The organism is Paenibacillus sp. FSL H8-0104 (genome assembly GCF_038050215.1).
Classification (GTDB): domain Bacteria; phylum Bacillota; class Bacilli; order Paenibacillales; family Paenibacillaceae; genus Paenibacillus; species Paenibacillus amylolyticus.
The window spans coordinates 3,363,794-3,377,376 of record NZ_JBBOTC010000001.1; the positions used below are offsets into that span (position 1 = coordinate 3,363,794).

9 protein-coding genes are annotated in these 13,583 nt (G+C 49.0%); all 9 read left to right on the forward strand.

All coding sequences use genetic code 11. The annotated features are described in order from the left end of the window. Nucleotides 1-43: 43 nt before the first annotated feature. On the forward strand, nucleotides 44-2,941 hold the full coding sequence (locus tag NST38_RS15055; protein WP_076253036.1) for an extracellular solute-binding protein: 2,898 nt from the start codon (nucleotides 44-46) through the stop codon (nucleotides 2,939-2,941). 19 nt (nucleotides 2,942-2,960) lie between these two features. Next, complete coding sequence (locus NST38_RS15060) at nucleotides 2,961-3,917, forward strand: carbohydrate ABC transporter permease (RefSeq protein WP_036615906.1); 957 nt, start codon at nucleotides 2,961-2,963, stop codon at nucleotides 3,915-3,917. 2 nt (nucleotides 3,918-3,919) lie between these two features. After that, on the forward strand, nucleotides 3,920-4,795 hold the full coding sequence (locus NST38_RS15065; protein ID WP_026081082.1) for a carbohydrate ABC transporter permease: 876 nt from the start codon (nucleotides 3,920-3,922) through the stop codon (nucleotides 4,793-4,795). Between the two features lie 15 nt (nucleotides 4,796-4,810). Continuing rightward, on the forward strand, nucleotides 4,811-6,274 hold the full coding sequence (locus NST38_RS15070; protein ID WP_076253037.1) for an NHL repeat-containing protein: 1,464 nt from the start codon (nucleotides 4,811-4,813) through the stop codon (nucleotides 6,272-6,274). Continuing rightward, nucleotides 6,258-6,893: a YIP1 family protein gene (locus NST38_RS15075; protein ID WP_074095068.1), complete on the forward strand. Its 636-nt coding sequence runs from the start codon at nucleotides 6,258-6,260 to the stop codon at nucleotides 6,891-6,893. Before NST38_RS15070 ends, NST38_RS15075 begins: the two co-directional genes overlap by 17 nt. A 17-nt stretch (nucleotides 6,894-6,910) precedes the next feature. Beyond that, complete coding sequence (locus NST38_RS15080; protein ID WP_341344005.1) at nucleotides 6,911-9,487, forward strand: DUF5696 domain-containing protein; 2,577 nt, start codon at nucleotides 6,911-6,913, stop codon at nucleotides 9,485-9,487. A 53-nt stretch (nucleotides 9,488-9,540) separates the two neighbouring features. Then, entirely contained in the window at nucleotides 9,541-10,386 is an 846-nt protein-coding gene (locus NST38_RS15085; RefSeq protein ID WP_082219083.1) for a carbohydrate ABC transporter permease, read from the forward strand. 17 nt (nucleotides 10,387-10,403) lie between these two features. Continuing rightward, nucleotides 10,404-11,351: a carbohydrate ABC transporter permease gene (locus tag NST38_RS15090; RefSeq protein WP_340032966.1), complete on the forward strand. Its 948-nt coding sequence runs from the start codon at nucleotides 10,404-10,406 to the stop codon at nucleotides 11,349-11,351. A 274-nt stretch (nucleotides 11,352-11,625) separates the two neighbouring features. After that, nucleotides 11,626-13,332 carry an RICIN domain-containing protein gene (locus NST38_RS15095; protein WP_340017195.1) on the forward strand — a complete coding sequence of 569 codons (1,707 nt, stop codon included), beginning with the start codon at nucleotides 11,626-11,628 and terminating at the stop codon, nucleotides 13,330-13,332. The last annotated feature ends 251 nt before the right edge of the window (nucleotides 13,333-13,583 follow it).

Genomic DNA, 13,583 nt, shown 5'->3' on the forward strand with positions numbered 1-13,583 from the left:
TTCAGTTCTCTCAACGCTTACAGGAAAGGGGATACATTCAAACATGCGGTCACGTAAGAAAAAGGGACTAATCCTGGTGCTTGTCCTGGCCTTGGTGCTCTCCATATGGACACTATATCCATCGCGGGATCGTAATCCGGGAACGGTACATGCGCTTGAGGACTTTGAGGCGGTATCGGGAACCGAGGATTCATTCAGTTATGAGCATTATCTGACTGCTCATGACAATACGGCCAAACCGGATGAAATTGTACGCATCGAAGGCGAATCTTATGTTCAGGCAGAGGATGGGGAATTTGAGGTTGTGCAAGGGTACGCCGGATTAGACGGAAATGCCGTAATTACGCCGGAAACTGGAACCATTCGCTGGGATGTTCCCGTTCAAGTGAGCGGTTTGTACAACATTCGCATTCACTATTATCCCGTAGAAGGCAAAAGCTCCGGGATCGAACGCAGGCTTGAGCTTAATGGTAAGGTCCCGTTCAGAGGGGCCGATATTCTTCTGTTTGACAGGGTATGGGGGAATCGCGAGGATAACGTCCGGCAGGACGATCGTGGCAACGAGCTTAGACCAAGACAAGTGGAGCAGCCCGAATGGCAACTGACTTCCTTCAAGGACAGCGCAGGGTACTTCGAGGAACCGTTTCAGTTTTATTTTGAAAAAGGCAGTCAGAAGTTATCGCTCACTTCATTAAGAGAAAGCATGGCGATCGATTATATCGAGCTGTACCAAGAAAGCGAAGTTCCTTCCTATGCAGAGCTGGAGCAAACCTATGCCTCACTCGGCTTGAAACAATCGGCTCCTGTCATGCTGAAAGTTCAGGGGGAGGAAGCTGTTAGCAAATCATCTCCTACACTGGCACCAATCTCGGACCGATCAAGTCCTTCACTCGAGCCTTATAATGTATCGAAAATTCGGATGAACGCCATCGGGGGCATTAACTGGAAACTGCCGGGCGAATGGATTGAATGGGAAATTGACGTGCCTGAAGACGGACTGTATCAACTGGCGCTTAAGGTGAAACAGGATCAATTGCGTGGCATCTATGCCACCCGCAGTCTGACGATTAACGGCGAAGTTCCGTTTAAGGAAATGAAACGCATTCGATTTAACTACAGCCCGGCCTGGCAAACTCAGGTCTTGGGTTCGGGAGAAGATCAGCCATATCAGTTTCATCTGGAAAAAGGGAAACATCGAATCCGAATGACGGTTACACTTGGCGACATCGCTCCGCTGCTTCGGACCGTGGAATCCAGCGTGCTGGAACTGAATGAGATGTATCGCAAAATATTAATGATCACCTCCAACAGTCCGGACCCACTACGGGATTACCAGCTGGAACGGCGTATTCCGGAGATGACGGAGGTGTTTGAACGACAAGCTGACACCTTGCGTTCCGTTGCAGATTACCTGGAAAAGGCCACGGGTGAGCAAAGTGACAAAGTGGCCGTACTGCACGCTATGGTATTGCAGCTTGAAGATATGGCGGCCAGACCAGAGACGGTTCCCAAACGGCTGGATACGTTCAAAATTAACGTAGGTGGTCTCGGCACATGGATTCTATCGGTACGTGAACAGCCGATTACGTTGGATTACCTTGTTGTATCTCCGCCGGGTGAATCGTTGCCCAAAGCGGAAGCGAGCACCGTCCAGCAGGTGAAGCACGAACTGGGCGCATATGTTGCCTCGTATACCGAAGATTACGACAGCATTGGTAACGTGGAACAAAAGAAGGATGCCATCACCGTATGGATCACAACCGGACGAGATCAGGCCCAAGTACTGAAAGGCATGATCGACGATTCGTTTACCCCGGATACGGATGTGTCCGTGCAGTTACGTCTCGTTCCGCCGAATATTTTGCTGCCCGCAACACTCTCGGGGGAAGGACCGGATGTAGCCATGCAGATGGGCGAAGACATTCCGGTGAACTATGCGATGAGGAATGCAACAGCGGATCTGAGCCAGTTCCCCGATTTCGAGGAAATTTCGGGCAGGTTCCGTGAAAGCGGATTGACGCCTTACCGCTACAACGACGGGGTATATGCCCTTCCGGAGCAACAGCATTTTCCAATGCTCTTTTACCGCAAAGATATTCTGAATGAACTGGGCCTCGAACCGCCGAAAACGTGGCAAGACGTATATAACGCCATCGCTGTGCTGCAGAAGCATAACATGGAGTTTTATCTGCCTATAGAAGATACGCTGAACAATGCCAACCTGGTTCCGAATTCAACCTTTGCGATGTTGTTATATCAGAATGACGGAACGTTCTACACCGAAGACCAGAAGAAAAGTGCACTGGATTCGGAGATTTCAATGGACGCGTTCAAACGCTGGACGCAATTTTATACCAATTACAAGTTTCCGCTCAAAGCCGATTTTCCGAACCGCTTCCGTACAGGGGAAATGCCGATCGGAATTGCTGATTACACCACGTATAACATGCTGACGGTTATGGCTCCGGAAATCCGCAATCTCTGGGACTTTACGATTGTTCCGGGTACACAGCTTCCGGATGGGTCCATACGGCATGAAGTGGCCAGCGCTACGAGCGCGGTGATGATGCTCGAAAATGCTGACAACAAGGAAGCGGCGTGGAAGTTCATGAAGTGGTGGACTGCTGAGCAGACCCAGATTGAATATGGGAGAGAAATGGAAGGTCTTATGGGAGCGGCTGCCCGTTACCCGACGGCCAATATCGAAGCCTTGAAGCAATTGCCTTGGCCTGTGAAGGATTATCAAAATCTCGAGAAACAATGGGAATGGGTACAGGGAATCCCACAGCTTCCTGGAGGTTATTTCACGGGACGACATCTGGACAACGCCTTCCGCAAAGTGGTCAATGCTAATGAAAATCCGCGTGAAGCCTTATCGGATTATGTCTTGTACATTGATGATGAAATAGAGTTGAAACGCAAGGAATTTAATCTGAAATAGAGGAAAGGGAGGGTAACGGTTGCAAGCTAAAACTACCAAGACAGCCGCCGCTCCTGCCGTCCATACCCGCCAGGTCGGCTGGTGGTCCCTATTGAAGCGGGATCTGTATCTCAGCAGGCATTATTACGTATTGATGGCACCGTTTATGCTGATTTTTTTCATGTTTACTGTCATTCCGGTCGGCATTTCACTCGGGCTCAGCTTTTTTCACTTCAATATGCTGGAGCTGCCGCGATTTGTCGGCTGGCAGAACTATTCCCGGCTTTTCCTGAACGATGACGTATTTCTGATCGCGCTCAAAAACACGCTGCTTTTTGCCGTAATTACAGGCCCTCTCAGTTATATAGCCTGCTTTTTGTTTGCGTGGATCATCAATGAGCTGTCTCCTAAAATTCGGGCGGTCATGACGCTGGTTTTCTATGCCCCATCCATATCGGGCAACGTCTTTTTCATCTGGCTGATCATCTTCTCGGGTGACAGCTACGGGTATATGAACGGATTCCTGATGCGCCTTGGCGTCGTACTGGAACCGATCCAATGGCTCGCAGACGAGAAGTATGTACTGGCAATCGTCATTATTGTACAGCTGTGGCTGAGCCTGGGAACCAGCTTCCTGGCCTTTATTGCAGGACTGCAAACCATTGATCGTTCTTTGGTTGAAGCAGGAACCGTAGACGGGATCAAAAACCGCTGGCAGGAGCTCTGGTACATCACCTTGCCTTCGATGAGACCGCAGCTGATGTTTGGTGCGGTAATGCAGATTACCGCTTCCTTCGCCGTAGCTGAGATCTCCATCGCACTGGCAGGTTTCCCGAGCGTAAACTATGCGGCACACACAGTTGTCACACATCTGATGGACTTCGGAACCATTCGTTTCGAGATGGGCTATGCCTCGGCCATCGCAACGGTTCTGTTTGCCCTGATGCTGGGTACAAACGTTTTCACGCAAAAAATGCTTAGAAAGATAGGTGAATGACGATGACCAGCAAAGTACGTGCCGTGTTTGGCATGCCAAAAAGGCTTAATCGGTCATTTACCGTCAGCCTGATGTTATTTGCATTGCTGGGCGTGTTCGGCTCCTTTATGGTGCTTCCGCTCATCTATGCTGTCAACAATGCATTCAAGCCGCTGGATGAGCTGTTTATTTTCCCGCCGCGCTTCTGGGTGAACAATCCGACAACGGAGAATTTTGCCGATCTGATCAATCTCATGGGCAATTCGTGGGTGCCGTTATCCCGCTATATTGCCAACACATTGCTCATTACGATACTTGGCACAGCGGGACATATTCTTCTTGCATCTGCAGCGGCTTATCCGCTGGCGAAGTATCGTTTTCCGGGTTCCAAAGTGTTGTTCACCATTGTCATTCTGTCCCTGATGTTCTCGCCGCATGTTACGGCGATTCCGAACTACATGGTCATGTCCTGGCTTGGCTGGATTAACACTCATGCGTCCATTATTGTGCCATCACTTGCGTTCTCGCTGGGACTTTTCCTGATGAAACAGTTCATGGAGCAGATTCCCGATGCTTTGCTGGAGGCAGCCAAAATCGACGGAGCCAATGAATACCGGATATTCTGGAGCATCGTGATGCCCAATGTGAAGCCGGCATGGCTCACGCTCATGATCCTGCAGTTTCCAGCGTTATGGGGAACGGATGGCGGGAGTTTCATTTACAGTGAAAATCTCAAAACGCTGCATTATGCGCTCAGTCAGATTGTGCAGGGAGGGATTGCAAGAGCTGGTGTAGGTGCGGCTGTTGCTTTGCTGCTGATGATCGTACCGATCACTCTGTTTATCATCTCTCAGAGCAGTGTTATGCAGACGATGGCCACTTCGGGCATGAAAGAGTAGAAAGGAGGCAGCGAGGTGCGGAGAAGCACATGGAAAAAACGTAAATCGATCATCATGGGCATGATCTGCCTCCTGTTGTTCGTTCAAGAGGCGCCCTATGTGAGTGCAGACGGTAAAACGGATGCGTATCATTATTCCTTCTGGGGTGACGCAGTTCCTTCACCCGCGGCATATGAGGCAACAACCATTATCACCGGCAAGAAGTTGAACACAACTCCTATGAAAGAGCCAAGCGACATGCATGTTACCGCCAATCAGCACGTCTTTGTGCTCGATTCGGGCAATGGCCGCATCATTGAGATGGATCGCAACTTCAAGCTGGTACGGACGATTGATTCATTTGAGCAGGAAGGCAAGGAAGATCATTTTAAAAATCCACAGGGATTGTACGTCACGGAAAAAGGCCATCTGCTGGTCGCTGATTCGGATAATCACCGGGTGGTGCATCTGGATGAACAGGGGAAGCTGGTCAAGATCGTGTCTGAACCAAAATCGGATCTGTTAAAAGAAGACTTCCAGTTTAAACCGATGCGGATTGTTATGGACAAAGGGGAGCGTATCTACGTCATGGCCGAAGGCGTATTTGATGGATTCATGGAGTTCAGCGCCGATGGTACGTTCTCTTCCTTCATTGGAGCGAACAGAGTTCAGGTGGACCCGGTGGAGTATCTGTGGAAACGGTTTGCAACACGGGAGCAGCGGAGCCAGATGGTGATGTTCACTCCAACGGAATTTACCAATCTGGATATGGATGAAGAGGGCTTCATCTACGCCACTAGCGGGGATCGTGGCAAAGATCCGGTCAAGAAGCTGAATGCCCAGGGTACAGACATTTTGCGCAGAGAAGGCTATCAGACTCCGCAGGGTGATTTGCTGTATACCCAAGAAGCAGGGCCATCCCGCCTGATTGATGTGGATGTGGGTGACAGTGACATGTATTCCGTACTGGATTCCAGCAAGGGCCGAATCTTTACCTACAATGGAGACGGATATCTGCTCCATATTTATGGGGGCATCGGGAACCGGCTGGGCCAGTTTAATACACCTGTTGCCCTGGAACGTGCGGGAGACCGGATGTTAGTTCTGGATAAAGCGCTGGGTGAAATCACCGTCTTTCAAACAACTGAATACGGACGTACACTCCACGAAGCGGTGCGCAGCTATTATAACGGTGATGAAGATCAATCTTCGGTGCTGTTTGCCCAAGCTGCCGAGATGAACGCTAACTTGGAATATGCGTATGCGGGAATTGGCAAAGCATTGCTTCGTCAGAAGGAATACGCCGAGTCTGCGAAATATTTCAAGCGCAGCATGGAGCCCAAAGGGTATTCCAAAGCTTTTCTTTTGTACCGCAAAGAGCTGATGCGTGAGCATTTTTCATGGATGATGTCCGGTATATTCCTGGCTGTCGCTGCGATTGTCACCGTCATCATCGTTCGCAGGCAGAAAAGGAGGACTACGAATGCAGGCATCAAGTAAGCAACTATACCAGTACCCGCTGCATCTGATTTTTCATCCGTTTGACGGATACTGGGAATTGAAGTATGAACGGAACCAGAGAAACTCACTGCTGATTGCTTTCATGATCCTGGTGCTTCTGGTCATCACCAAAATTTTGCATGCCCAGTACAGCGGTTTTCTCATTAATCTCAGTAATCCAAAGTACCTGAACAGTCTGCTCGAAATGTTATATGTCATTATACCGGTACTGTTTTGGTGTGTGGCTAACTGGTCGTTAACCACATTGATGGACGGGGAAGGCAAGTTCTCCGAGATTTTCATGTCAACGTGCTTTGCACTGGTACCGTTGTTACTCATTCATTTTCCATGGATCTGGCTGAGTCTTGTGATCTCTGCGCAGGAAACTGCCTTTTATTATTTCTCCAATGCACTCGCCGTTGTATGGACGGTATATCTGTTATTTGTGGGGAATATGACGGTTCATCAGTACACACCAGCCAAAACGGTGCTCACGATGCTGCTGACACTTGTAGCGATGGCGTTTATGGCATTTCTGTGCCTGTTATTCTTCAGTCTTGTACAGCAGATTGTATCGTTTGTCGTAACCATCTATCAGGAATTAGTGCTTCGGGGCTAAGGGAGGAGGAATTTGTTATGAATTATACCGTAGCCAAAAAAATAACAGGAATGCTGCTCGCGGGCAGTCTGCTTCTTGGCGGTTGTCAATTCTCGCCAACACCGCTCGCTCACGAGACAGTGACTGCCGCTGATCAGACGGACTTTCCCTCCCTGCCTCCCGGAGAGAAACTGAAATCATCGTTCAGCGATGTCCGCCTTCCCGGCATGGTAGGTATTGCGCAGAATGCTGCGCTGCAGTTGTTCATTAACGAAGAGACTGCCGAAATTGCAGTGATTCACACGCAGAGCGGCCAGATCTGGCGCAGCAATCCTGCAGATCGTGAGCAGGATGGGGTTGCTGCCGGGATAAACAAAGACCTTTTGTCATCACAGACGAAGCTCAGCTTCTTCAACAGCCTCGGACAGAGCAGCACCGTGAATTCCTTCACGGATAGTGTTGCACACAAGCAGATAAGCTACGAGGTGCTGCCAAGCGGCGTGCGGGTCCACTACCAGTTTGGAAGCACTGAGCGATCCATAGAAGACTTGCCGATGAAGATCAGCAAGGAGCGATTCGAACAAAGGCTGCTTGCACAGCTAGACAAGGCCGGGCAACGGGCCTTGAAGGTCGGCTATGCGGAAGACAAGGATGAAGGCGCTTACGTCCGGATTGATAAGGCGATGCAAGGATTGCAATTGTCCCGGGCCTTGAAGGCTTTTGACACAGCCGGTTACACATCGGAGGATCTGGCTCAGGATCATGCCGAGTTTGGCATTGAAGAGGAACGAAGTGGACCACGGCTGTTTATGCTTACGATGGAATATGAGCTGGATGGAGAGGATCTGCTCGTGCGTGTTCCGTCCTCAGGCATTCATTTTCCGGAGGAATATCCGATCAACAGCATATCTGTAATGGATTACTTCGGGGCCGGGGGTTCAGAAGAAGAGGGCTCCATACTGGTGCCGGACGGTTCGGGAGCGTTGATCCATTTTAACAATGGCAAGCTGCAGTATCCTGCCTATCAACAAGATATATACGGACCGGATATGACCATGAAACTACGGGAAGCAAGTTCGAATGAAGCCAGAGCCAGGTTGCCGGTATTTGGACTGATTCGGAAAGAGGGAGCTTTCCTGGGCATTATTGAAGAAGGGGATGCCGTTGCAGTTGTGAATGCCGATATCAGCGGCAAACTGAACAGTTACAACAACGTATATCCAAGCTTCTATGTAGTGAATAAGAGCGATGTGACGCTTCAGGCAAGTGATATGGTTCGTACACTTCCGAAATTCCAGAAGAAACCGACCGCGTCTGATTTCGTCGTTCGATATGCTTTTGTCGGGGCGGATAAAGCCTCGTACTCGGGACTTGCATCACTCTATCGGGATTATCTGGTGCAAAACGGCGGACTTCCCGAGCTGAATGCCAGCAAGGAGCAGAGTAACGTTCCCTTTTATCTGCAATTGTTCGGTGGCATGACAACAAGGCAGCATATGCTGGGCATACCGTATGATTCAACGGAGGCTTTGACCACGTTTGATGAAGCCAAAAACATTCTTTCCGCCTTGACGGAGAAGAAGGTATCCAATATTCAGGTGCGCTATGCGGGATGGCTTAACGGCGGACTCCATCATCGACTGCCGGATTCCATCCAAGTAGACGGCGCGGTAGGCGGGAAAAAGGGATTGCGGGAATTCAGCGCATATACACAAGAAGCGGGCATCGGTTTCTATCCCGATATCGCTCTGCTGAATGTGCAATCCAAAAAAGGGTTTAAACCGTCCAAAGAAGCTTCACGCACATTAACTCAGGAACCGGCGGTCTTATATCCGATGAACCAGGCCATACAGCGGCGGGACCGGGATCGTTCACCATCCTATGTGCTTTCGCCCAACATGCTGGAGGACGTGACGGCAGACATGTTAGATGAGTTGAGGTCCCTTCAAAAGGATGGACTGTCACTAAGCCTGAATGATCTGGCAGCTCAGTTAAACAGCGATATGAATCCGAAAAAGCTGGTGGACCGAACCCAAGCGCTTGGCTCCGTGAAGAAGGCACTTGAACAGATCGGACAGCAGTCTGGCTCGCTTGTTGCTGAAGGTGGGAACGCTTATGCCCTGCCGTATGTAACTGGTCTGACAGATGCGCCAATGAAAAGCAGTCGTTTCAAGCTGGAGGATGAAGAGATTCCGTTCTATCAGCTCGTTGTACACGGCAGCATCGGTTATACGGGGACGCCATACAATCTCTCCACATATACCAATGCAAGGCAATATGTGTTGAAGCTGATTGAATATGGAGCCAGTCCTTACTTTGCATGGTTCAATGCGCCAAACCATGTTGTGAAAGAAACGGATTATGATGATCTCTACGCGGCGAATTATGAACAATGGATCGATCTGGCTGCCGAGATCTACAACGAGGTGAACCAGGTGAACCAGCCGTTTGCCGGACGTTCCATGGTGTCCCATGAATCCCTGGAGGAGGGCGTCTTCCGGACAACATATGAAGGTGGCGGGTTCGTAATCGTCAATTATAACGACTTCCCTGTAAAAGTTGACAACGATACAGTGGAAGCCCAAAGCTATGTGACTGGTGGTGAGCAGCTCTGAAGACGCTCCTGAAATGGAAATGGGGAAGTCGTACGTATGCTCAGCAGAAAGCCATGTGGGGCGTAATCTACGTGCTTCCCTGGCTCATTGGTTTTGTGTTGTTTTTCTTCATTCCGCTGTTAGCCTCTCTGCGATACAGCATGAGTACAATTCAGGCTAACGCGGAAGGCATAGCGATTCAGTTCAACGGTGTTGCCAATTATATTCAGGCGCTGACCGTCAATACAAGCTTTAACCGTGCGTTAATTGAGGCGATCACAGACGTGCTCATCAACGTACCGCTTATCGTTATATTCAGTCTGTTCCTTGCCGTCATCCTGAATCAGAAGTTCAGGGGCCGGGCTGTAGCGCGGTCGATCTTTTTCCTGCCCGTTATTCTGGCATCGGGAGTGATTATGACACTGGAGAGCACCAGCCTGATTGAAGCGGTTAATCAGAGTAGCACAGGTGGAAGCTCACTCGGGACATTTGAACTCGAAAATCTGATGGTTAACGCCGGAGTGAGCGATTGGATCGTTACGTATCTGAGCAGCGCCGTAGATCGGATCTATCAGATCGTCAGTCAATCCGGTGTACAGATTTTGATCTTTTTGGCAGGGATCCAGACGATTTCCCCTCAACTGTATGAGGCTTCGAAGATGGAAGGGGCAACGGGTTATGAAGCCTTTTGGAAAATTACGTTCCCAATGGTCAGCCCGCTTATTTTTGTCAATGCGATCTATACAATCATTGATTCGTTTGCCAATAACGCCATGACGGAACTGATCCGGGATACCGGCTTCGTCAAATTTGACTTTGGATTAAGTTCTGCCATGGCATGGGTCTACTTTCTGGCCATTGCCATCATTCTGGTTATCGTAAACATCATTTTCTCGAAGCGAGTCTTCTATCAAGATTAGAAAGGAGGGTGTCCCACGTGACAACATCACGATTATTATCGCTGGAGCATTGGAAAGGCTGGCTGTGGGCCATGATCCGATTCGTTCTGATTACCGGGCTTTCCTTCGTTATCCTGTTTCCCATATTTCAGAAGGTTTCCACATCCATCAAAGCTAAAGGTGATCTGTATTCGGCAGTGGTGGTGTGGATTCCACAGAACTTCTCCATCGACAATTTCAAAGAGGCGATACGCGTAATGGATTACTGGACAACGCTGTTTAATACGTTTGCCCTGTCTGCAACGACTACACTGCTGACTACAGCATCCTGTGCACTTGCAGGTTACGGATTCGCCAGACTGAAATTCAGGGGAAGCAACTGGCTGTTTGCTGGTGTAATTCTGACGATTCTTGTACCGCCAACGACCATTCTCATTCCGGTATACCTGAATCTGAAAAGCTTTGATCTCATGGGGCTTATGACGCTTATAGCCGGCAAACCTGTTAATTTGCTTAATACCTATTGGCCGTTTATTCTGACGGCGATTACGGCCAATTCACTTAAGGCCGGTTTGTACATCTTTATCTTCCGGCAATTCTTCAGAGGTATTCCGAAGGAAGTGGAGGAGGCGGCCTATGTGGACGGCGCGGGCATCGGACGAACATTTTCAAGAATCATGCTGCCCAATGCCATTCCGTCCATGGTAACAGTCATGCTGTTTTCCTTCGTATGGCAGTGGAACGACAGCTTTTATACGACGACTTATCTGACTTCAAGTAAAGTCATGTCGACTCAGTTATCGTCCCTTCCGTATAATCTGGCCCAGCAGGTTACTGACGGTGCAGCTTCCCAAGCCGATCCGTTCTATCTGAGTATGATCCAGGATACAGGAATTCTTCTTGCCATTCTGCCTTTGATCATCATCTATTTGTTTGTGCAACGATATTTCGTAGAGAGTGTAGAGCGTACGGGAATCGTCGGTTAAGTTAAGTTCTTCTGTACATTTGGAGTGGGATCAGACTGGAAGAGGGAGGAGGAACTTCATGCAACATTCCATCTGTGAAAAGGGGGCATGTAACGATCTCATGAACGTCTGCTTACAGCAGAACCGCGATCCTTCCCTGCGCAGGATCCCCCTACTGGTGTGGAACGGGCTGCGGGAGCGGGCGCCGACCTGAGCGATCTGTTTGATCAGAGATACTCTGACGGAGCATACTCGCATTATTGCAAGGCAATATATCAGATCAGGAGGAATTAAAGTGAAGAAGTTCATGACATCTTGTAAACTTGTACTCATTCTGGCTTTATTGATCACAATTGCTCCATGGGGAGGCAGCCGTGCCGAAGCATGGGTGGGCATGCCGATGGGCAAGCTGCACGTAAACGGTAAAAACCTGGTGAACAGCAACAACCAGCCTGTGCTACTGAACGGTTGGCATCAACCCTCAGGTGCCTACTGGACGTATCAGGACAGCAATTATTACCTCAATTTGCACGGCAATAACCGTCATGCAGCTACACTGGCTTATCTGAAAGACATTACCGATACTTTTGCTGACACCAGCGCGAAGTACGGAAGCAATCATGGCTGGAATATGAATCAGGTACGTCTGTTCATCGATCGTCAGGACATGGGAGATGTGGCTGCTGGTACATATAACTTTGCCGGTGTGCAGACCGTTACGCAAAATGTAATTATTCCGTACATTCAATATGCCAAAACAAAAGGTGTCTATGTTGTCCTGGGACTGGACTTCACACTGAAGGATGATCAGGCAACAACACCTGCCAACCTGCAAAAATTCAACGAAATCTGGGGTTATCTCGCTTCACGCCCGGAGATCAAAAGTGCAGACAACGTTCACTTCGAACTGATCAACGAACCGGTGAAATCCTATGCCAATGGACATTGGGGTGGATACAACGGGGAAAATGACTTTGTGGATCACTGGAATGACTTGCGTAATTTCCAAAATTCCATGATTTCAACAATTCGTAGCAAAGGTGCGGACAACGTCATCTGGGCGGCAGGTCTGGGATACAACCAATTTTACAGCTTGACGGCAAGCCATCCATTGACTGATCCGCTCAATAACTATGGATATGCGGTTCACTGGTACCCTGGTTATGGCGCATATGACAACTTCTCTATCCTGCAAGACCAGTGGAATACCAACGTGAAGGCTGCTGCTGACAAATATCCGATTAATATTACCGAGGTAACCTGGTTCAAAAACAAACCTGGCGATTCGGCCTATTGGAACTTGTTTAATGGCAGCAATGAAGGTTTTGGCACCAATACCAAAACGATTTTCAACGCATCAGGCAATGTCAGCATTGCAGCTCATATGAACGGATTCATTCTAAGTGAAGGACCACGAAGCTCCTTTGCCGACCCAACGGCTGGACTGAAATGGGATGGAGATGCTTCGCGGAGTGCCATGGGACGATTCCTGTTCAACTGGTACCATGAACGTGCTCAGACTTACCCGGGCAGTGGACAGGGTGGCGGACCGACAACGGGTCTTGTATCCGGTGCAACTTATAAAATCGTAGCCCGGCATTCCAACAAAGTTGTTGATGTGCCTGGTGGTCAAAATGAAAATAATCTTCAGCTCCAGCAGTGGAGTGATCTGGGCGGTAATCCTCAGAAGTGGGTTCTGACTTCGATCGGAAACGGCAACTATACACTGACAAGTGTGAACTCGCCTGACAAAGTCATCGATATTCGCAACGGTACCCTCACCAATGGGGAAGCGGTTCAACTCATGAGCAATCTGAACACAACCGCTCAGCATTTTAAGGTCAATGATCTTGGTAACGGGTACTGGAGTATCATTAACGTGAACAGCAATAAAGCGATTGAAGTGGCAAACGCTTCCACTTCGGATGGAGCCAAACTGCAGCAGAACACCTACACAGGTGCTACAAACCAACAATGGAAATTTGTTGCCGTTAGCAATTAATAAGCACAACGTTAAACAAAAGCCTTCCCAAGTCATTCCATGTCTTGGGGAGGTTTTTTTGCGTTTATTTTTGATATTTTGTGATGGATGTCATGCGAAGGTAAAATACAACTATATTTGTGCGCTAACCCGCAGACCAACAATTATTTTCATGCAAGCATTGTACGCTACAGTATGTAAATGTACCATAAGGAAGAAGTTGTACCTTCACCAGGAAGAAATGCCCGGTGTATCATTGAACAGCTACCTTA